This is a genomic window from Amaricoccus macauensis, assembly GCF_014201905.1.
Classification (GTDB): domain Bacteria; phylum Pseudomonadota; class Alphaproteobacteria; order Rhodobacterales; family Rhodobacteraceae; genus Amaricoccus; species Amaricoccus macauensis.
The window spans coordinates 401,913-422,034 of the sequence record NZ_JACHFM010000002.1 but is presented as its reverse complement, the minus strand read 5'-3'; the positions used below and the strand labels follow the sequence as shown (position 1 = coordinate 422,034).

Below are 20,122 nucleotides of genomic sequence, written 5' to 3'. Positions count from 1 at the left end.
ATTGTGCGGCTAAGGGTCACCCCACCCATCCCCGAATTCACAAATTATCTCTGGCGGCGCAGGAAAAGACCACAGTTAAAAATCAAAAGAGTTAATCCGAAAATTCCCACAACTAGCACTATTAGAGGATAGTCGCCGACGATCACGTACATCGTCGGTTGTAGCGCACCCGGCAGCATTGTGTCCACCACGCCCGACTCTCCCAATCCGAGACTCGCGACGATCCGGCCATGGGGGTCAATCATTGCCGATATTCCGGTGTTCGCGGCGCGTGCAAGTGGCAGACCCTGCTCGATCGCGCGGGCGCGAGCCTGAGCGATATGCTGATACGGACCGGACGCTTCGCCAAACCACGCGTCGTTGGTGACCTGAACCAGCCAGTCCGCCCGACCCTCCGGCGCCGTGAGACTGCCGGGAAAGATCGCCTCGTAACAGATGAGCGGCAGGAACCGCGGCAGGCCCGGGACATCGACCAGATGTGGCCCGGGCCCCGGGGTGAAGCCGCCCCGGGTCAGGGGCTCGATCGACGGGATGCCGAGGGCCGCGACGAAGGCCGCGAACGGGATATACTCGCCGAAGGGCACCAGATGGTGCTTGTCGTAGATCGCGACCGGCGCGCCGTCCTGTCCGAGCACGGCGAGCGAATTGAACCAGTGTGCGGAGCCGTCGCTTTCTGGCTCGGCCCGGGTGATCCCGAGGATAAGCTGGCCCGGGGCCGCGGCGGCCGCCGCCTCGGCCTGAAGCTCCGGGGCGTAGCCGAGCGCGAAGGGGACGGCGGTCTCCGACCAGATCGTCACGTCTGCGCGAGGCTCGGCAGCGGTGAGGGCCAGATGGCGCGCGATGAACTCCTGCTCCTTCTCGGGCAGCCACTTCTCCGCCTGCGGGGCGTTCGGCTGCACCAGCCGGACCGAGAGCGCCTGCGCGCGCGGCGGCACCGGCTGGGCGAGGCGCCACGCGCCCCAGCCCCATCCGGCGACGAGGAGGATCGCGACGATCGCGACCGCCCGCCGGGATCCCGCGCCGAGCAGCAGGCCGGCGGCGAAGGTCGCGAGCGTGAGGAAATAGGGTCCGCCGAGCGCGAGGGTCTGCATGACCGGCGTCTCGACCCAGGCATAGGCCTGCAATGCCCAGGGAAAGCCGGTGAGCACGTGGCCGCGGGCAAATTCCGAAGCCGTCCAGACTGCTGCGAGCAAGAGGGCGCCCGCGACCCCTGCCCTTGCGTCTCGCGGCAGGAGGGCGCGTGCGACGGCGAAGGGCAAGCCCCAGAACAAGGCGAACCCCGCCGCCGTCGCCACGAGGGCGATCGGCGCGAGCCATCCGAAGATTTCGGGCTGCACCAGAAACGGCTCGACGATCCAGAACATGCCAGCGCCGAAGTAGCCGACACCGGCCCCCCAGCCGACAAGAAAGCCGCGTCCCGGCCCCGGCGCCGCCTCGAGCAGCCAGAGCAGCACCGGCAGCGCGAGAAGGACGGCAAAGGGCCAGGAGACCGGGGGTTGGCCGAGCGCCATGACGGCGCCCGTGCCGAGGGCGAGCAGCAGGCTCCGGCCAAGTCCGGCGGTCGCCACCTGCCGGGGCAGGTGCCGGAGCACGAGCGAAGCAGCTATTCCGCAGCCTCCGCAGAGCGAGCGCTCGCGAGGCGCACCCGGACGCGTTCGAGCCGGCGGGCATCGCCGTCGACCACTTCGAACTCGTGCCCGGCGGGATGCGCCACCACCTCGCCCGGGATCGGCAGGCGACCGGCGAGGCGGATGACGAGGCCGCCGAGCGTGTCGACTTCCTCGGCAAGGCTCGGGTCGAGCAGCGGCAATCCGACGGCACGCTCCGCTTCATCGAGGTCCATCCGCGCCTGGGCGAGATAGACCCCCGGGGCCTCTTCCTGCCAGAGCGGCACCTCGGCCTCGTCATGCTCGTCGGAGATGTCGCCGACGATCTGTTCGAGGACGTCCTCGATGGTAACGAGCCCGTCCACGCCGCCGTACTCGTCGATGACGAGCGCCATGTGGATGTGCGCCGACTGCATCTTCTGGAGGAGCGTGGTCAGCCGCATCGACGCGGGCACGTAGAGGAGCGGGCGCAGCATGGACCGCAGATCGAACGGCTCGAGCGACGCGCCAAAGCCGTAGCGCAGGGCCACGTCCTTGAAGAGGACGAGACCCTCGGGCTGGTCCAGCGTCTCGGAATAGACCGGAAGTCGGGAGAGCTCGCTCTCGCGGAACGCCGCGACGACCTCGTCGAAGCTCGCGTCGTTTGCCACCGCGACCACATCGGCACGGGGAACGCTCACGTCGTCCACCCGAAGCCCGCGCATGTGGCGCAGGTTTACCGCGAGGTCGGCATGACGGACGCCGGACAGCCGCGAGTCAGCCTCGTCCAGGACCTCGCGACGGAAAAGTCGTGAAAAGAAGGATTGTCGTGTGGCGCCGTCGGGACTGTCGGGGTCCCCTTCCGTGGACAGGCTCGGGCCGCCAGGCACCTGTCCAACCGGTATATCGTTCATGTCTCCCTATCCAGGTGACGCACCCGAGGGGCGCTCCTGCGGCAAATATGGGTTCGGCACGCCCATGCTGGCAAGTACAATCGTCTCCAGAGTCTCCATTGCGTCGGCTTCCGCGTCGTCTTCGTGGTCGTGGCCGAGCAGATGCAGGACACCGTGGACCACCAGATGCGTCACGTGGTCGGAAAACGCAATGCCGCCCTCCTCCGCTTCGCGAGCGCAGGTGTCGTAGGCGATGGCGATGTCGCCGAGAAAGAGCCGCTCACCCGTGCCGTCGCCATCGGGCTCGGGGACCGGGCCGTCGAAGTCGGGCCAGGAGAGCACGTTGGTCGGTTTCGGCTTGCCGCGAAAGTCGGCGTTGAGCCCGGCGATGCGCGCATCGGAGCAGGCGAGGAGCGCGATTTCGTGGCGATCGGGGTCGCGCCCGACGCCGGCGAGGGCGGCGCGGGCCGCGCGCTCGGCGAGCGGCTCGAGGCCGGCGGCTTCCCAGCGGTCGTCCTCGAGGATCACCTCGACCAGCGGCTCCCGGGCCGGCGAGTCTGCGGCCGGCGAATCCCTGTCAGGCATGCTTGCCCTGCGCGGTCTCATAGGCGCGGATGATGCGCGCGACGAGCGGATGGCGCACCACGTCCTCGGCGCCGAAGCGCGTGAACGCAACCCCGGGGACGCCCGAGAGCACCCGCTCGGCCTCGATGAGGCCCGAGGGCACGCCCTTCGGCAGGTCGATCTGCGTCGGATCGCCGGTCACGGCCATGCGGCTGCCCTCGCCGAGGCGGGTGAGGAACATCTTCATCTGCATGGCGGTGGCGTTCTGCGCTTCGTCGAGCACCACGTAGGCGTTCGCGAGGGTGCGGCCGCGCATGAAGGCGAGCGGGGCGATCTCGATCTGGCGCTCCTCGATCAGCTTCTGGACCTGCTTCGGCGGGAAGAAGTCGTTCAGCGCGTCGTAGAGCGGCTGCATGTAGGGGTCGACCTTCTCCTTCATGTCGCCGGGGAGAAAACCGAGACGCTCGCCGGCCTCGACGGCCGGGCGCGACAGGATGATCTTGTCGACGCGCCCCTCGATGTACATGGCGGCCGCGGCGGCGACGGCGAGATAGGTCTTGCCGGTGCCGGCCGGCCCGATGCCGAAGGTCAGTTCATTGCGGAAGAGATTGCGGACATAGACCTTCTGGGCGGTCGTGCGTGGCTCCACCAGCTTGCGGCGGGTGCGGATCTCGATGGCGTCGCCCGAGAACATCTCGAGCTGGCTGATGGCCTGCCCGTCGGACGCGGGTGCCGGAGCGGGCGCCGGGCCGAGGCGGATGGCCGCGTCGATGTCGCCGGGCGTCAGCGGCCTGCCCTGCTCCAGCCGCTCGTAGAGCGCGCGAAGCACGGCTTCCGCCGCCAGTCTGTCGGGTTCGGGCCCGTGCAATGTCAGAAGGTTGCCACGGCGCGTGATCGTCACACCCATGCGCAACTCGACTTGCGCGATGTTGCGGTCAAGCTCGCCGCAAAGGTCGATCAGCAGGCGGTTGTCGGGGAACTCGAGGATGGTGTCAGACGCATCATCCGGGATCGCGGGGTTCGGGGCGGTGATCGCCAATTGGCCTCCGGGAAACGGTACTCGCACGGGCTACTTCCACCTGAGCGTGCCCCAGATTCGGGGAGTCGTGCAAGCGATTTGACCACATGTTGACGCGACGCCCGACGCACCACCTGACGCACGCCGTTCCGCGTCGGCCGAACGGCGGATCCGGGCGGCAGAGGGGCCCGGGTCGAGCATTTCACTCGACGATCGGCCGTGGCGCTGGTAACCCGCCCACATCCGGTCGTGGCAGCCAGGCTTTTCCGAGCGCCCGCGTCGGCCCGAACAACCCCTGAAATCAAGAGGATCGCGCCGAATTTTCGCGCATCCTGCCGGAAGGCCGTCCGCCCATGCTCGCCCAATTCCTCGCCTACTATCGACCATGGAAGCGCCTGTTCTGGCTCGACTTCTGCTGTGCCGTGCTGTCGGGCGTGCTGGAGCTCGCCTTTCCGCTGGCGGTGACCGCCTTCATCGACAAGCTGCTGCCGCAGGGCGACTGGACGCTGACCCTCGCCGCGGCCGGCGGGCTTCTCGCGATCTACGTGCTGAATTCCGCGCTCATGGCGGTCGTCACCTACTGGGGGCACATGCTCGGCATCAACATCGAGACCGGGATGCGGGCACGCGCCTTCGAGCATCTGACGCGCCTGTCGTGGCGCTGGTACGACCGGCGGCGCACCGGCAAGCTCGTCGCCCGGGTAACGCGCGACCTCGAGGAGATCGGCGAGGTCGCGCACCACGGGCCGGAGGATCTGTTCATCGCGGTGATGACCTTCATCGGCGCGCTCGTCCTCATGATGTCGATCAACGTGCGGCTCGCGCTTCTGACGCTGATCATCGTGCCCCTGTCGGTCTGGATCGTGTCGCGCTACGGCGGGCGGATGACGCGGACCTGGCGGGAGATCTTCGCCCGCCTCGGCCAGTTCAACGTGCGGCTCGAGGAGGCGCTCGGCGGCATCCGGCTGGTGCAGGCCTTCGCCAACGAGGATCACGAGCGCCGGCTCTTTGCCGTCGACAACGAGCGCTACCGTCTGGCGAAGCTCGACGGCTACCGGGTGATGGCCGCGTCGCAGGCGCTGAACTACATGGGCATGCGCTTCGTGCAGGTCGTGGTCATGGTGGCGGGCGCGGGGCTCGTGCTGTCGGGCGGCCTGACGGCGGGCGGGTTTGTCGGATTCCTGTTGCTCGTCAACGTCTTCTTCCGGCCACTTGAGAAGATCGCCGCGGTGATGGAGACCTATCCCAAGGGGATCGCGGGCTTCCAGCGCTATCTCGAACTGCTGGCGTCCGAGCCGGAGATCGCCGATGCGCCGGACGCGCGGCCGGCACCGGCGCTGACGGGCGCGATCGTCTTCGACCGGGTCGGCTTCGAGTACGAGCCCTGCCGGCCGGTCCTGTCCGACATCTCGCTCGGCGTGAGCCCCGGGGAGACGGTGGCCTTCGTCGGTGCCTCCGGGGCGGGCAAGACCACGTTGCTCGCGCTCCTGCCGCGGTTCTACGAGCCGACGGCCGGGCGGATCACCATCGACGGGCTGACGCTCGATGCCATGACGATCGAGAGCCTGCGCCGGCAGATCGGGCTCGTCAGTCAGGACGTGTTCCTGTTCGGCGGCACGATCCGCGAGAACATCGCCTATGGCCGGCTCGGGGCGAGCGACGCGGAACTGCTCGAGGCGGCGCGCAAGGCGCAGATCGGCGACTTCATCGAGGGATTGCCCGAGGGGCTCGACACCGTGGTCGGCGAGCGTGGCGTCACGCTGTCGGGCGGGCAAAAGCAGCGAATGGCGATCGCGCGGGCCTTCCTGAAGAACCCGCCAATCCTCATCCTCGACGAGGCGACCTCGGCGCTGGACAGCCAGACCGAGCGCGAGATCCAGTCGGCGCTGGAGGCGCTGGCGGTCGGGCGGACGACGCTCATCATCGCGCACCGGCTCGGGACGATCCGCAACGCCGACCGGATCGTGGTGATGGACCGGGGCCGGATCGTCGAGGTGGGCACCCATGAGGAGCTGCTGGCGCGGGCCGGGGCGTATGCGCAGCTGGCGGCGTGAGGCGCGCACACTGCCGATATCACCTGCCGAAAGCTGGACCGGACCCGGCGCGACGAGCGAAAGCATTGCTTTCGCCGCGCCGACGGCGGGGAGTGCGGGACGCGCGGAGGCCGTCAAGCGCGGGACGCGCGTAGGCCGTCAGGGGTGGCGATTTCTGCGGGAGGGTGCCATCCGTCCGTGGCGGCCCCGGCGGGCGCACTTGCGTGACTGCCCCTCCGGAGGGGCAGTCACGGACGGATTCGCCACTCGCCAATCCGTCATGCTTCAGCGTCGCGCCCCCTGTCCGGCCGCGACGTATCTGCAAGGCCCTCAGGACTCCAGCAGGCGCCGGGCGATGACCTGAGCCTGGATCTCGGCGGCACCCTCGAAGATCGACAGGATCCGCGCGTCGCAGAGCACGCGGCTGATCGGGTATTCGAGCGCGAAGCCGTTGCCGCCGTGGATTTGCAGCGCCACGTCGGCGTTCGACCAGGCGATGCGGGCGGCCAGCAGCTTCGCCATGCCGGCCTCGAGATCGCAGCGCCGGTCCTCGTCCTTCTCGCGGGCGGCGAAGTAGGTGATCTGGCGGGCGACCATGATCTCCACCGCCATCATCGCGATCTTGCCGTAGACGCGCGGGAAGGCGATCAGCGGCTTGCCGAACTGCTTGCGGTCCTGGGCGTACTTCATGCCGAGTTCCAGCGCGCATTGCGCCACGCCGATGGCGCGGGCGGCGGTCTGGATGCGGGCGCTCTCGAAGGTCCGCATGAGCTGGCGGAAGCCCTGCCCCTCGACGCCGCCGAGGAGATTGCCACCGGGCACACGGAAGCCGTCGAAGGCGAGCTCGTACTCCTTCATGCCACGGTAACCCAGGACCTCGATCTCGCCGCCGGTCATCCCCTCGGCCGGGAACGGAGTCTCGTCTGTGCCGCGCGGCTTCGGCGCGAGCAGCATGGAGAGGCCGGTGTGGTCGGTGGTGGCGGGGTCGGTCCTGACCAGCATGGTCATGAGATCGGTGCGCGCGGCGTGGGTGATCCACGTCTTGTTGCCGGTCACCACCCAGTCGTCGCCGTCGCGAACCGCGCGGGTGCGCAGGCTTCCGAGGTCGGAGCCGGTGTTCGGTTCGGTGAAGACGGCCGTGGGCAGCACTTCGGCCGCGGCGAGCTTCGGCAGCCACTCGGCCTTCTGCTCCTCGGTGCCGCCGCCGAGGATGAGCTCGGCCGCGATCTCCGAGCGAGTGCCGAGCGAGCCGACGCCGATGTAGCCGCGCGAGAGCTCCTCGGAGACCACGCACATGGCGGTCTTGGAGAGGCCGGCGCCGCCGTATTCCTCCGGGATCGTCAGGCCGAAGGTACCGAGCTCGCCCATCTCGTTCAGGATCTCGATGGGGATGAGCTTGTCGTCGTGGTGCCATTCCTGGGCGAAGGGCACCACCTTCTCGTCGGCGAAGCGGCGGAACTGGTCGCGGATCATCTCGTAGTCGTCATCGAGGCCGGTGGCGCCGAAGCTCGCGACGCCCGCCTGCTCGATCATCAGCTCGACGAGGCGCGCCCGAGCGGCGTCAGTGTTGCCGGCGGCGATGAGGGTGCGGACCTCCGCCGTGCGGAAGGTGGCGATCGCGGCGTCGTCGAGGCCGAGCGTCTCGGGACGGACCACCTCGGTCTGCGACATGGGGATGCCGCCCGCGAGCTGGCCGAGGTACTCGCCGAAGGCGATCTGCAGGATCAGCGCCTCGGTCTCGCCGAACTGGCCCGCCTTGCCGAGCCGCAGTGCCCAGTGGACGAGCTCGCGCAGGGACTCCGCATAGGTCGCCATCCATGCGAGGCCGTGCGCCGCGAACTGGTCGGCCTCGAGCGCCGCGTTCGAGATGCGTCCCGACCGGCTGAGCTTCTGGGCAAGCGCCTCGCGCGCGGTTCCGACCAGTCCGGCGGCAGCGCTCGCAGCGGCATCGGCGAGGATCAACACGTCGGGCAGGAGCGGAGAGTCGGGCTGAAGGATGCGGACGGCTTCCGTCATCGGGTTCCTTTCTGGCAAGCGCTCCACATCCGTACCGGATTGTGCGCCGCGGAATCAGTTGCTGCAGTTGCGCGCAGGATAGGCACCAGGGCGAGCGTCGTCAATTTGACACGCAACATTCCGTCCCTCCGGCACTCCGCACCACAATCTTATTAGCGTTGCATCGCGTTCACCGACCTGCGAAGCGGCACGGGGAGGCTCGTCATGTTCGGACTGAATGAATTCGTGGCAACATATGGCCTCGCCGCGACGCTGGGTGCCATGTTTGCCATGGCCGCGGGCGGGTTCGCCAAGGGCGTGGTCGGCTTTGCCCTGCCGCTCGTGGGCGTGAGCATCGCCGGATCGTTCGTGCCGTTCGAGGTGGCGGTGGCACTGCTCATCGTCCCGATGCTGGTCTCGAACTTCGTGCAGAGCCTGCGGGGAGGCATCGGGCCGGCGCTGGTGAGCATCTGGCGGTTCAGGCTGATGCTGGCGATCCTGACGGTGACCATTGCGCTGACGGCGCAGGTCGTCGTCCTGCTGCCGGAACAGGTGCTGTTCGCCGGTCTCGGCCTCGTCATCTCGGGCTTCGCGGCGCTCCAGCTCGCCGGCTGGCGGCCGCATTTCCCCGATCATCATCGCCGGCTGGTCGAGGGCGCGGTCGGGCTCGTCTCAGGCGTGCTCGGCGGACTGACCGGGGTGTGGGGGCCGCCGCTCGTCATGTACATGATCACCCTCGACATGCCGAAGACCGAAATGGTGCGGGTGCAGAGCCTGTCGTTCCTGATCGGCTCCGTGGTGCTGTTCGCGGCGCACCTGCACTCGGGTGTTCTCGATGCAACCACCCTGCCCGCTTCGGTCTGGATGACGGTCCCGACCATGGTCGCGATGTTCGTGGGCTATGCGGTGCACGACCGGCTGGATCAGGACGTGTTCCGCCGGGCGACGCTGATCGTCCTGATCCTGACCGGGCTGAACCTGCTGCGCCGGGCGCTCTTCTGAAGACGCAGATGCCGCGCCCCCGGAAAGGACGCGGCATCCTTGAGATCGTGGCAGGTCGCCTGAAGGGCGGTCAGCCGATGGCGCTGGCCTTCACCTCGTCGGAGACGTGCTCCTCGTACTGCTTGAAGTTCTCGGCGAACATGCCGACGAGCTTCGCCGCCTGCGTGTCGTACTCGGCCGGATTGGCCCAGGTGCCGCGCGGGTCGAGGAGCTTCGCATCGACGCCCGGCACGTTCACCGGCACTTCGAAGCCGAAGTTCGGGTCGGTGCGGAACTCGACCGAGTTCAGCGAACCGTCGAGCGCCGCGGTCAGCAGCGCACGGGTCGCGGCGATCGGCATCCGTTTGCCGGTGCCGTAGGCGCCGCCGGTCCAGCCAGTGTTGACGAGCCAGCAGGAGGCACCGGACTCAGCGATCCGGTCGCGCAGCAGCGCGCCATAGACTTCCGGACGGCGCGGCATGAACGGCGCACCGAAGCAGGTCGAGAAGGTCGGCTGCGGCTCGGTGACACCACGCTCGGTGCCGGCGACCTTGGAGGTGAAGCCCGACAGGAAGTGGTACATCGCCTGCGCCGGGGTGAGCCGGGCAATCGGCGGAAGCACACCGTAGGCGTCGCAGGTCAGCATGACGATGTTGCGCGGCGTGCCGCCCTGCGCGGTCGCCGACGCGTTCGAGATCGCCTCGAGCGGATAGGCGCAACGGGTGTTCGCCGTCAGGCTGTCGTCCGTGAAGTCGAGTTCGCGGGTGACCGGATCATAGACCATGTTCTCAACGACCGTCGCGAACATGCTGGTCGTCTTGTAGATTTCCGGCTCAGCCACGGGCGACAGGTTGATGGTCTTGGCGTAGCAGCCACCCTCGAAGTTGAAGGTGCCCTCGTCCGACCAGCCGTGTTCGTCGTCGCCGATCAGGATGCGCGCCGGGTCGGCCGAAAGCGTGGTCTTGCCGGTGCCGGAGAGGCCGAAGAACACCGCGACGTCATTCTCGTCGTCCCGGGCGTGGTTGGCCGAGCAGTGCATCGGCATCACGCCCTTTGCGGGCAGCAGGTAGTTCAGGAGGGTGAAGACACCCTTCTTGTTCTCGCCAGCGTAGGCGGTGCCGCCGATCAGGACGAGCTTCTGCTCGAACGAGATCGCGATGACCGTCTCGGAGCGGCAGCCGTGAACCGCCGGGTCCGCCTGGAAGGTCGGGCAGTTCAGGATGGTGAAGTCGGCCATGAACGACTTCAGCTCCTCGCGCTCGGGGCGGCGAAGCAGGTGGCGGCAGAAGAGGCCGTGCCAGGCGAGCTCGGTGATGATGCGCACGTTGACCCGGTGAGCGGGATCAGCGCCGGCATAGAGATCCTCGACGAAAAGCTCGCCGCCTCGGATGTGAGCCCGCATGTCCGCCGCGAGCCTGCAAAAATGCTCGGGGGTCATCGACCCGTTGTTTTCCCACCAGATGCTGTCAATGACCGACGGCTCCCGGACAACGAACTTGTCCTTGGGGCTCCGCCCGGTATGGCGACCGGTGGAGACGAGAAAGGCGCCGCCCTGACCAAGCTGACCTTCACCGCGCGCGACCGCGGCCTCGACGAGCGCTGGCTCCAGAAGGTTGTAATGAACCTTGCCAACCCCCGGAAACCCGGTGTTTTCCAGCGTCATACGTGGGTTCACCTCGTCCTCGACCTTGAACATCGTTGTCATGCCCTGCTCACCTTCCGTTTATCTCAAACCCGATCAGATCGGAGCACCCAAAGACCAGCGCCCCGTCGCATTCGCGTCGGGGCGTCCCGGGAGTTATAACATGGACGCTCTGGCGCCGATCGTGCAGATTCGGTTGATGTAACAGGAATGTGGCGAAAACATGGCCTGTGATTGTCTCGTCCTGTTGGGATTCGCTTTCGTTTTCGTTCGTAACCGGAAGAAGGAAACATCCGGCCTGTGGGATTGCCGTTGTCGACCATCGTACACGGATCAGTGGTGGCCTTTAGCGGTCGCGGCCTCCTGATTCTGGGAGCATCGGGGGCGGGAAAGTCAGGACTGGCGCTCGCGCTCATCGGTCGCGGCGCTCAGTTCGTCGCCGATGATCGGGTGGTGCTGGAGCGTCGCGGCGATGCACTGGTGGCAAGTGCGCCCGCGGCGATCGCAGGATTGATCGAGGCGCGCGGGGTCGGTTTCCTGCGGGTGCAGGCGATCCCCGAGGCTCCGCTGGTTCTGGCCGTCGATCTTGACCGCCCGCCTGCGGCACGAATGCCACAACCTGTGTCCATCACGCTCTTGGGAGCCCGCATCGAATTGATTTCCGGCAAGGAACTCCCAAATCTTGATGTCGTGTTGAGCATGATCGTGCAGAACGGCCGCGGGTTTATCGGCTGAGGTGAAACGCAGGTCGAGACGGGCACAGGGTTACGCGGGTGGCCGAGGCAGAAACCCCAGAGAACGGGCATCACATCGTTATCGTCAGCGGTCCTGCAGGATCGGGCCGGTCGACGGCGATCCGCGCGCTTGAGGATCTCGGATTCGAAGCGATCGACAACCTGCCCCTCAGTTTCCTGCCGCGGCTCTTTGCGAGCCCGGTGCCGCGCCCCGTGGTGGTGGGCATCGACCCACGCAACCGCGAGTTCGCGCTGGACCGCCTGTCGTGTGCGATGTCGGAGATCGAGCAATCCGTCGGACAGGCGCCGGTGCTGGTCTATCTCGACTGCGACGCCCAGACCCTGGTGCAGCGCTACAGCGAGACCCGCCGCCGCCACCCGCTCAGTCCGCACGAGTCGCCCCTCGTCGGCATCGAGCGGGAGATTGCGCTTCTCGCCCCGTTGCGCGAGCAAGCGGACGTGCTGATCGACACCCGGACGATGACGCCGCACGAGCTCAAGGCGGAGTTGTCACTGCAGTTTGGCGACGACGAGGCACGGAGCGGGCTTGCCATCACGCTCCAGTCCTTTTCCTACAAGCGCGGCCTGCCGCGGGGCGCCGACATGGTAATCGACGTCCGGTTCCTGAAGAATCCGCATTGGATGCCATCCCTGCGGCCCCTCGACGGCCGGAATGCACGGGTCAGCGCGTTCGTGGAGGCGGACCCGGACTATGCCGGGTTTTACGCACGTCTCGAGGACTTGCTCTCGTTCCTGCTGCCGGCCTATCGGGCGGAGGGTAAGAGCTACTTCTGCGTGGGAATCGGCTGCACGGGCGGCCAGCACCGGTCAGTGTCAGTCGTGGAGGCGCTCGCAAAATCGCTTGCGGCAAAGGGGTGGCAGGTGTCTATTCGTCACAGGGAACTGGAGCGGACGACGGGCGACGTGGCTCCAGTTCCGGGAATGGGTGTAGCGTGATCGGAATCGTGATTGTCGCCCATGGGGGCCTCGCCAGGGAGTATCTGCTGGCGATGGAACACGTGGTTGGCAAGCTCCCTGCGGCCGAGGCCGTCGCGATCGAGGCCGAGGCCGACCTTCGCAGTAAGAAGGAAGAGGTCGATGCGGCGGTGAGAGCCGTCGATCGCGGCGATGGCGTTGTCGTCGTGACCGACATGTTTGGCTCCACGCCGGCGAATCTCGCCGTCGGTGCCTGCCGGAAAACCACCGACCGCACCGTGCTCTATGGTGCGAACTTGCCCATGCTGGTCAAACTCGCGAAGGAGCGGCACCGTCCGCTTCGCGATGCGGTTGCATGTGCCTTGACCGCCGGCCGCAAATACATCAACAGCGTGGACGGGGTCGGCGAAAAAGGCATACCGGTCCCGATCTGACCGTCAATTTCACGGCCACGGATTCGGGAATGCAGCTTACCCTTGAGATCGTCAACGAAAAGGGGCTGCACGCTCGCGCCTCCGCAAAGTTCGTGGAGACGGTCGAGCGGTTTGACGCCTCTGCCAGGGTGAGCCGTGACGGCATGGAAGTGTCCGGCGACTCCATCATGGGCCTGCTGATGCTTGGTGCGGCGTGCGGGACCACCATCGACGTGGAAACTGGCGGCGCCGAGGCCGACGCGCTCGCCAACGCCCTTCGCGACCTCGTGGCCGGGCGTTTCGGCGAGTCGGCCTGAGGCCGTGCCGGATCACGAGACCGACCCTGAAGAGACCGGGACACGCCGCGGCTACCATCACGGCAACCTGCGGCAGGGACTGATCGACGCGGCGCTGCCGCTGATCGAGGCGAAGGGTCCCCTCGGCTTCACGCTGTCGGAGGCGGCGCGCGGCGCCGGTGTCTCGACGGCTGCGCCCTATCGGCACTTCCGGGGACGCGACGAGCTGATCGAGGCGGTGGCGGAACAGGGCTTCAAGCTCTTTGCCGACTGGCTGGAACGGGCGTGGAACGACGGGCGGCCCTCGCCGCTGTCGGCATTCATGGCGGTCGGCCGCGCCTATCTCGCCTTCGCCCGGTCACATCCGGCGCACTATATGGCGATGTTCGAGGGCGGCGTCTCGGTCGCGGCCAATCCCGACCTCGCCCGCGCCGCGGACCGCGCCATGGCGATCCTGATCCGGGCGGCGGAACGTCTGGCCGAGCGCCTGCCCGCCGACCGCAGGCCACCGGCGACCATGGTGGCGAACCATATCTGGGCGTTCAGCCACGGGGTCGTCGAACTCTTCGGCCGTGGCAAACCCGGCTCGCGGGCCCCCTACTCCGCCGACGAGATGCTGGAAAGCGGCGTCGTCGTCTACCTTCAGGGCCTCGGCCTGATCCCCACCTGATTTTTTGTCGCGAGGCTCTTGACCGGAGGGGGTGTCTCGCCGATCTTTGTAAATGTTAGTAACATTAACATCGAAAGGAATGCCGATGATCACCCCCGTCCGATGGCTGGAACGCGGCCGGGATGCGTTGGACGAGCGTGGCCGAGGCGCCTGGATCGCCCTCATGGTGGTCGCCTTCATCGCCTTCTGGCCCATCGGACTTGCCCTTCTCGCCTTCCTCATCTGGAGCAATCGCATGACCTGCCGCACCTGGGGCCGCCGCGCCCGCTTCCGCAACAACGCCATGGAGAAGACCGGAAATTCGGCGTTCGACTCCTATCGTGAAGAGACCCTGAAGCGCCTTGAGGAAGAGCGTGACGCCTTCGTCAGCTTCCTCGAGCAGCTTCGCGCCGCCAAGGACCGTGCCGAATTCGACCAGTTCATTTCGAGCCGTCGCACCGAAGAGCCGGCGTAATCCCTTGTGCTCACCCGGAGATCATCCGGGTGAGCACACCGTCCCGTTTCACGAACTGATGTCGCAGCGCGGCACCGACGTGGAGGCAGATGACAAGGCCGAGCACGATCGCCCCGATGATGTGGACCGCGCCCGCCGCATGCTCGATGGCATAGCTCGCATGGCCGACCGGATCGGGCAGATCGAAGAGGCCGAAGAAGCGGCTGCGTATGTGCAGCCAGTGGCCGATCGGCGAGGCCGAGACGAGGATCCAGCCCGACAGCGGGATCGCGAACATCAGCAGATAGAGAAGACTGTGGCTCGCGGCAGCGGCGCGTGTCTCCCAGCGGGGCATCGCCGGCGGCATGGGTGGCCGGCGCCAGCGGTTCGCCGTCCGCCAGAAGATGCGGGTCAGCGCGAGCCCGAAAGCCGTCACGCCCCAACTCTTGTGAACCTGGGTCAGGTCACCGCGATGGAAGAGGTTGGGGACGAAGTTCACCATCCAGACGCCGAGACCGATCTGGAACAGGATGATCCCTGCGAGCGCCCAATGCAGCGCGCGCGTGAACAGCCCCCAGCCAAACACTGTGTCCCGCAGCGCCATGCCCCGGCCCCGATACTACCCGATTATCACGGGTTGGCAGCATAGCACGGCAGAGCGGGTCAGCGCGTCGGAACCGGCTCCTCGCCACGGTAGTCGTAGAACCCGCGCTTGGTCTTGCGGCCAAGCCAACCCGCTTCGACGTACTTCACCAGCAACGGGCACGGCCGGTATTTCGTGTCGGCGAGCCCTTCGTGCAGCACGTTCATGATGGCAAGGCAGGTATCAAGCCCGATGAAATCGGCGAGTTCCAGCGGCCCCATCGGATGGTTCGCGCCGAGCTTCAGGGCATGGTCGATGGACGCGACGGTACCGACGCCCTCGTAGAGGGTGTAAACCGCCTCGTTGATCATCGGCACAAGAATGCGGTTCACGATGAACGCGGGAAAGTCCTCGGCAGAGGAGGCCGTCTTGCCGATCCGCTTCACCACCTCGACCAGCGTGTTGTAAGTCGGCTCGTCGGTGGCGATGCCGCGGATGAGCTCGACGAGCTGCATCACCGGCACCGGGTTCATGAAATGGAACCCCATGAACCGCTCGGGCCGGTCGGTGCCGCTGGCGAGGCGGGTGATCGAGATCGACGAGGTGTTCGAGGTGAGAATGGTATGCGGCGCGAGATGCGGCACCAGCGCCGCAAAGATCTTGTGCTTCAGCTCTTCGCGCTCGGTCGCGGCCTCGATGACCAGGTCGGTTTGCCCGAGCGCCGCCAGATCGCGCTCGAGGCTGATGCGCGCGAGGGCGGTGTCGCGATCCTCGGCACTCAGCCGGCCACGCGAGACCTGCCGGTCCATGTTGGCGGTGATGATCTCCAGCGCCTTTTCCATCGCTGCCTCGGAAACGTCATGCAGGACGACGTCATAGCCGGACTGGGCAAATACATGGGCAATGCCGTTGCCCATCTGGCCCGCGCCGATCACTCCTACCCGTCTGATTTCCATGAGTGACCTGCCCCCAAAATGCTGCGGCGCCACCATATGCAGAGGCCCGAAACCGCGCAACGCAATTCCCCGCTCGCAGCCCCTGGCCCGGGCGTGCGCGCGGCCCTCCCGCGCGGGCCTCTGCCTCAGGCGGAGACGAGCCTGCCGGCGAGCGAATTGGAACTGGTGGCGACGATCTCGACCGGCACGATGCGCCCCGAAAGCTCCGCCGGCGCCAGAAGATGCACCGCGTTGAGATAGGGCGAGCGCCCCGACATCTGTCCCGCCTCGCGCCCGGGCTTCTCGATCAGGACCGGCAGCGTCCGTCCGACCTGCGCCGCCTGGAACGCCGTCTGCTGACGGACGAGGAGCGCCTGAAGCCGGTGCAGACGCTCGGATTTCTCGGCCTCCGGCACCCCGGGACGACCCGCCGCAGGGGTTCCCGGACGGGCAGAGTAGGCGAAGGAGTATGCCTGCGCGTAGCCGACGGCCTCGACGAGCGCCAGCGTCCCGGCGAAGTCCGCCTCGGTCTCGCCGGGGAAGCCGACGATGAAGTCGCCCGAGAGCGCCATGTCCGGCCGGACGGCACGGATGCGCTCCACCAGCCGGAGGTAGTCATCGGCGCCATGCCTCCGGTTCATCGCCTTCAGGATCCGGTCGCTGCCGGACTGCACCGGCAGGTGCAGGAACGGCATGAGCTTTGCCTCCTCGCCATGGGCGGCGATGAGGTCATCATCCATGTCGTTCGGGTGCGACGTGGTGTAGCGAATGCGGTCGAGCCCGTCGATCGCGGCGAGCCGCCGCACCAGCGCCGCGAGCCCCACCCCGTCCGGGTCGCGGTAGGCATTCACGTTCTGCCCGAGCAGCGTGATCTCCACCACGCCACGCTCCACCAGCCCCCGAGCCTCGGCCTCGATCCGCGCCGCCGGGCGCGACACCTCGGAGCCACGGGTATAGGGCACGACGCAGAAGGCGCAGAACTTGTCGCACCCCTCCTGCACCGTCAGGAATGCCGCCGGTGCCCGCCGGGCACGCGACGCGTCGGGCAGGTGGTCGAACTTGTCTTCCGTCGGGAAGTCGGTCTCGACGGGTCGTTCCCCGGCCACGCGCCGCGCGATGAGCGACGGCAGGCGATGGTAGGCCTGGGGGCCGACCACCAGGTCGACCACAGGCGCCCGGGCGATGATCTCGGCGCCTTCTGCCTGCGCCACGCAACCGGTGACACCGATCAGCATGTCCGGCCGCCCGTCCTTCAGGCGGCGCAGCCGGCCGAGTTCGGAATAGACCTTTTCCGCGGCCTTCTCCCGGATGTGACAGGTATTGAGCAGGACGAGATCGGCGTCCGCCGGAGTCGCGGTCGGCGCGTAGCCCTCCGCCCCGAGGGCAGCCGTCATGCGCTCGCTGTCATAGACGTTCATCTGACAGCCGTAGGTCTTTATGAAGACTTTCTTTTCGGCCGCGCCCATACGAACCCCCGACAACAGAAGAAGCGGACCGGCTCACCGCCGGCCCGCCTCCTTATCCGCATTCCTGTGGCGCTATCAAGCACCCGGCCACCACCTGGGGACGTCAGGTCCCGGACGCGGCTCAAGCGATCACTTCACCGGCACGCGGGGCTTGCGGCCGAGACCGATCTTCTTCGCGAGCTCCTGGCGCTTCGCGGCGTAGTTCGGAGCGACCATCGGATAGTCGGGCTTCAGGCCCCACTTCGCGCGGTATTCCTCGGGCGTCATGTCGTAGGCGGTCATCAGATGCCGCTTCAGCATCTTCAGCTTCTTGCCGTCTTCGAGGCAGATGATGAAATCATCGGTCACGGACTTCTTGATCGGCACAGCGGGCGTCAGCTCTACCGAGGCCGCCTCCTCGCCCGAGGCGAGTTCGTTCAGCTTGTTGTAGATCGACTGGATCAACTCGGGCACGTCGCTCTGGACGACCGCGTTGTTGGCAAGATGTGCCGACACGATCTCCGTGGTAAGCGCCAGAATTTCCCCACGGCCGATGGACTGATCTTCCGTCATGTACGTCTTCCCGAAAGCGGCCCCGTCTGGGCGCCGGCCATCACTGGCAAACTCAAACCTTGCATCGGGTGCCGTGATGACTTTGGCAGCAACAGATGCTGCATGTACTTTATTAAGACTGCGGTCAGATTACAAGACTGTGTGGAAAGTCATTTCGGAAAAAGTTTGCTCACCGATGCGTGACAATCGTCCCTGCCGCAGTCCGCAAAGTATGCGTTAGCTACTGCGGATAGCCTGCGGAGACGTTCTCTTGCCAGCTTGGTTTCACCTGCCACCCCTAAACCGGCGGATATCCGCCGGTTTACTGGGGATAACCGGTTTCTCCGTACTATTGACGTAGCGTCAACCCAACTCGCGCTGCCGGAGAAGCGCTTCAACTCCAGGCATCCGTCCGCGAAAGTCGGTGTAGAGCTCCGAGGCCTCCCTTGATCCCCCGGCGCTGAGGATATTCTCGAACAGACGTCGGGCAGTTGCGGGGTCGAACACGTCGCCGGTTTCCCGAAAAGCCTCGAACGCATCCGCGTCCATCACCTCGGACCACATGTAGGAGTAGTAACCGGACGAATAGCCGTCGCCGCTGAAGACATGCTGGAAGTGCGGCGTGGCGTGGCGCATGACGATCGCCTCGGGCATGCCGATCCGGTGAAGCGTCGCGGCCTGCGCCGCCATCGGGTCGGCGGGCGGCGGCCCGGCATGGAAGTCGAGGTCGACCAGCGCGGACGCGAGGTACTCCACCGTCGCGAAGCCCTGATCCGCGTTGCGCGCCGCGATCAGTCGGTCCATCAACGCCTGCGGCATCGGCTCGCCGGTCACCGCGTGGCGGGCGTGCGCCGAGAGGATCTCGGGCGTTTCGAGCCAGTGTTCATAGAGCTGGCTCGGAAGTTCCACGAAGTCGCGCGCGACACTTGTCCCCGAAACGAACTCGTAAGTGACGTCCGACAGCAGCGTGTGCAACGCGTGCCCCATTTCGTGGAACAGCGTATGGGCGTCATCGAAGGTGAGCAGGTTCGGCTCCCCTTCCGGCGCCCGGGCGAAATTGCAGACGTTGAGCACGATCGGCCGGACCTCGCCGTCGAGCTTGCTCTGGCTGCGGAACGACGAGCACCAGGCGCCCGAGCGCTTCGACGACCGCGCGAAGTAGTCACCGATGAAGACACCCATGTGCCGGTCGCCCTGCCGCACTTCCCAGGCACGGGCGTCCGGGTGGTAAAGCTGCGCCTCGATGGGGTGGAAGGAGAGACCGAACAGCCGTCCTGCCGCATCGAAGGCAGCGGCAATGATATTCTCCAGCCGCAAGTATGGCTTCAGTTCTGATTGATCGAGATCGTGTTCCAGTTCTTGCCGCCGCGCGGCGTAGTAGCGCCAGTCCCAGGGCATCAGCGGGCCATTGATGCCGTCCGCCCGCATCATTTCCCCGAGAATCCGGGCATCGGCCTCTGCGCGCGCTCTGGCCGGTCCCCAGACCGCCATCAGCAGGTCGCGCACCGCCTCCGGTCGCGCCGCCATCTCCGGCTCGAGCTTGAAGCTGGCGAAATCCGCATAGCCGAGCAGGCGCGCGCGCTCGGCGCGAAGCTCCAGCATCTCCTTCACGATGCCGCGGTTGTCCGTCGCACCGCCGGTCTCGCCCCGCGCGACCCACGCCCTGAACGCGGCCTCGCGCAGGTCGCGCCGTGGCGAGAATTCGAGGAACGGCACGATGATGCTGCGCGAGAGCGTGACCACATGCCCCGCCTCGCCCCGGTCCTTGGCCGCCTGCGCCGCGGCCGCGACGATGTCGTCGGGCAGACCCTCGAGATCGTCGGGCGCGAGCGGCATCGACCAGCGCTTTTCGTCGGCGAGCACGTTCTGGCCAAACTCGGTGCCGAGGCTGGCGAGCCGGGACAGCACGACCTTGAGCCGGTCCCGCGCCGCGCCCTCGATGCGCGCGCCCGCACGCACGAACATCCGGTGATAGAGCGTGAGCACGCGATCCTGCTCCGCGCTCAGCCCCAGCGTCGCCCTGCGCGCCACGAGATCGTCGACCCGGGCGAAGAGCGCGGGGTTCATCATCGTCTCGGAGGCATGTGCCGAGAGCTGCGGGCTCAGTTCGCGCTGCAACGCCTCGATCGTGTCGTTGGTGTGCGCACCCGCGAGGTTGAAGAACACTCGCGACACCTGGTCGAGCTGCCGCTCGGCCCGCTCCATCGCCTCGATGGTGTTGGAAAACGTCGGAGCCTCGGGATCGGCGGCAATGGCATCCATCCGCCGCCGCCCCTCGGCGAGCGCCGCGTCGAAAGCGGGCCGGAAGTCTTCTGCCGATATCCGGTCGAACGGCGGCACCCCGAAGGGTGTCGCCCAGCTTTCAAGCAGTGCAATCATAGATAGAACTCCGGCTCGACTACGGCCCCTTACG

The 20,122-nt window shown here is 66.9% G+C and carries 19 protein-coding genes; 8 read left to right on the top strand and 11 right to left on the bottom strand.

Going from position 1 to position 20,122, the window contains the following annotated elements:
* Nucleotides 1–44: 44 nt before the first annotated feature.
* The 4 genes from lnt to HNP73_RS09565 are packed head-to-tail and all read right to left on the bottom strand — an operon-like array spanning nucleotide 45 to nucleotide 4,082.
* The gene (gene lnt / locus HNP73_RS09580; RefSeq protein ID WP_343063246.1) at nucleotides 45–1,592 is read right to left on the bottom strand and encodes an apolipoprotein N-acyltransferase; all 1,548 of its coding nucleotides are present in this window, start codon (nucleotides 1,590–1,592) and stop codon (nucleotides 45–47) included.
* Nucleotides 1,593–1,603: 11 nt separating this feature from the next.
* Nucleotides 1,604–2,500: a transporter associated domain-containing protein gene (locus tag HNP73_RS09575; RefSeq protein ID WP_184148439.1), complete on the bottom strand. Its 897-nt coding sequence runs from the start codon at nucleotides 2,498–2,500 to the stop codon at nucleotides 1,604–1,606.
* A gap of 6 nt (nucleotides 2,501–2,506) precedes the next feature.
* Entirely contained in the window at nucleotides 2,507–3,064 is a 558-nt protein-coding gene (ybeY, locus tag HNP73_RS09570; RefSeq protein WP_184148438.1) for an rRNA maturation RNase YbeY, read from the bottom strand.
* Entirely contained in the window at nucleotides 3,057–4,082 is a 1,026-nt protein-coding gene (locus tag HNP73_RS09565; protein ID WP_184148437.1) for a PhoH family protein, read from the bottom strand. Before HNP73_RS09565 ends, ybeY begins: the two co-directional genes overlap by 8 nt.
* Before the next feature lie 332 nt (nucleotides 4,083–4,414).
* On the opposite strand from HNP73_RS09565, the gene HNP73_RS09560 reads away from it, so the two are divergent.
* Nucleotides 4,415–6,115 carry an ABC transporter ATP-binding protein gene (locus HNP73_RS09560; RefSeq protein ID WP_184148436.1) on the top strand — a complete coding sequence of 567 codons (1,701 nt, stop codon included), beginning with the start codon at nucleotides 4,415–4,417 and terminating at the stop codon, nucleotides 6,113–6,115.
* A 309-nt stretch (nucleotides 6,116–6,424) separates the two neighbouring features.
* Here HNP73_RS09560 and HNP73_RS09555 read toward each other — a convergent pair whose 3' ends face one another.
* Nucleotides 6,425–8,110, bottom strand: a complete 1,686-nt coding sequence (locus HNP73_RS09555) for an acyl-CoA dehydrogenase family protein (RefSeq protein WP_184148435.1) — start codon at nucleotides 8,108–8,110, stop codon at nucleotides 6,425–6,427.
* Nucleotides 8,111–8,314: 204 nt separating this feature from the next.
* On the opposite strand from HNP73_RS09555, the gene HNP73_RS09550 reads away from it, so the two are divergent.
* Nucleotides 8,315–9,091 (top strand): sulfite exporter TauE/SafE family protein, encoded by a 777-nt coding sequence (locus HNP73_RS09550; RefSeq protein WP_184148434.1) that lies wholly within the window; start codon nucleotides 8,315–8,317, stop codon nucleotides 9,089–9,091.
* A gap of 70 nt (nucleotides 9,092–9,161) precedes the next feature.
* On the opposite strand, the gene HNP73_RS09545 is transcribed toward HNP73_RS09550, so the two are convergent.
* Entirely contained in the window at nucleotides 9,162–10,766 is a 1,605-nt protein-coding gene (locus HNP73_RS09545; protein WP_184150545.1) for a phosphoenolpyruvate carboxykinase, read from the bottom strand.
* Nucleotides 10,767–11,024: 258 nt separating this feature from the next.
* On the opposite strand from HNP73_RS09545, the gene HNP73_RS09540 reads away from it, so the two are divergent.
* From HNP73_RS09540 to HNP73_RS09515, 6 genes are all read left to right on the top strand, one after another.
* Complete coding sequence (locus tag HNP73_RS09540; protein ID WP_246399703.1) at nucleotides 11,025–11,447, top strand: HPr kinase/phosphorylase; 423 nt, start codon at nucleotides 11,025–11,027, stop codon at nucleotides 11,445–11,447.
* Nucleotides 11,448–11,485: 38 nt separating this feature from the next.
* Nucleotides 11,486–12,403 carry an RNase adapter RapZ gene (rapZ, locus tag HNP73_RS09535; protein WP_184148432.1) on the top strand — a complete coding sequence of 306 codons (918 nt, stop codon included), beginning with the start codon at nucleotides 11,486–11,488 and terminating at the stop codon, nucleotides 12,401–12,403.
* Nucleotides 12,400–12,816: a PTS sugar transporter subunit IIA domain-containing protein gene (locus HNP73_RS09530; RefSeq protein WP_184148431.1), complete on the top strand. Its 417-nt coding sequence runs from the start codon at nucleotides 12,400–12,402 to the stop codon at nucleotides 12,814–12,816. Before rapZ ends, HNP73_RS09530 begins: the two co-directional genes overlap by 4 nt.
* 29 nt (nucleotides 12,817–12,845) lie before the next feature.
* Complete coding sequence (locus tag HNP73_RS09525) at nucleotides 12,846–13,112, top strand: HPr family phosphocarrier protein (protein WP_184148430.1); 267 nt, start codon at nucleotides 12,846–12,848, stop codon at nucleotides 13,110–13,112.
* A gap of 4 nt (nucleotides 13,113–13,116) precedes the next feature.
* On the top strand, nucleotides 13,117–13,761 hold the full coding sequence (locus tag HNP73_RS09520) for a WHG domain-containing protein (protein ID WP_184148429.1): 645 nt from the start codon (nucleotides 13,117–13,119) through the stop codon (nucleotides 13,759–13,761).
* A gap of 79 nt (nucleotides 13,762–13,840) precedes the next feature.
* Complete coding sequence (locus HNP73_RS09515) at nucleotides 13,841–14,215, top strand: DUF2852 domain-containing protein (RefSeq protein ID WP_184148428.1); 375 nt, start codon at nucleotides 13,841–13,843, stop codon at nucleotides 14,213–14,215.
* 10 nt (nucleotides 14,216–14,225) lie between these two features.
* On the opposite strand, the gene HNP73_RS09510 is transcribed toward HNP73_RS09515, so the two are convergent.
* From HNP73_RS09510 to HNP73_RS09490, 5 genes are all read right to left on the bottom strand, one after another.
* A complete protein-coding gene (locus HNP73_RS09510; protein WP_184148427.1) occupies nucleotides 14,226–14,798 on the bottom strand; it encodes a cytochrome b in 573 nt (190 codons plus the stop codon).
* A gap of 59 nt (nucleotides 14,799–14,857) precedes the next feature.
* A complete protein-coding gene (locus HNP73_RS09505; protein ID WP_184148426.1) occupies nucleotides 14,858–15,733 on the bottom strand; it encodes a 3-hydroxybutyryl-CoA dehydrogenase in 876 nt (291 codons plus the stop codon).
* Between the two features lie 125 nt (nucleotides 15,734–15,858).
* Nucleotides 15,859–17,178: a tRNA (N6-isopentenyl adenosine(37)-C2)-methylthiotransferase MiaB gene (gene miaB, locus HNP73_RS09500; protein WP_184148425.1), complete on the bottom strand. Its 1,320-nt coding sequence runs from the start codon at nucleotides 17,176–17,178 to the stop codon at nucleotides 15,859–15,861.
* 129 nt (nucleotides 17,179–17,307) lie between these two features.
* Nucleotides 17,308–17,730 carry a Ros/MucR family transcriptional regulator gene (locus tag HNP73_RS09495; RefSeq protein ID WP_184148424.1) on the bottom strand — a complete coding sequence of 141 codons (423 nt, stop codon included), beginning with the start codon at nucleotides 17,728–17,730 and terminating at the stop codon, nucleotides 17,308–17,310.
* 342 nt (nucleotides 17,731–18,072) lie between these two features.
* Nucleotides 18,073–20,088: a M3 family metallopeptidase gene (locus tag HNP73_RS09490; RefSeq protein ID WP_184148423.1), complete on the bottom strand. Its 2,016-nt coding sequence runs from the start codon at nucleotides 20,086–20,088 to the stop codon at nucleotides 18,073–18,075.
* Between the last annotated feature and the right edge of the window lie 34 nt (nucleotides 20,089–20,122).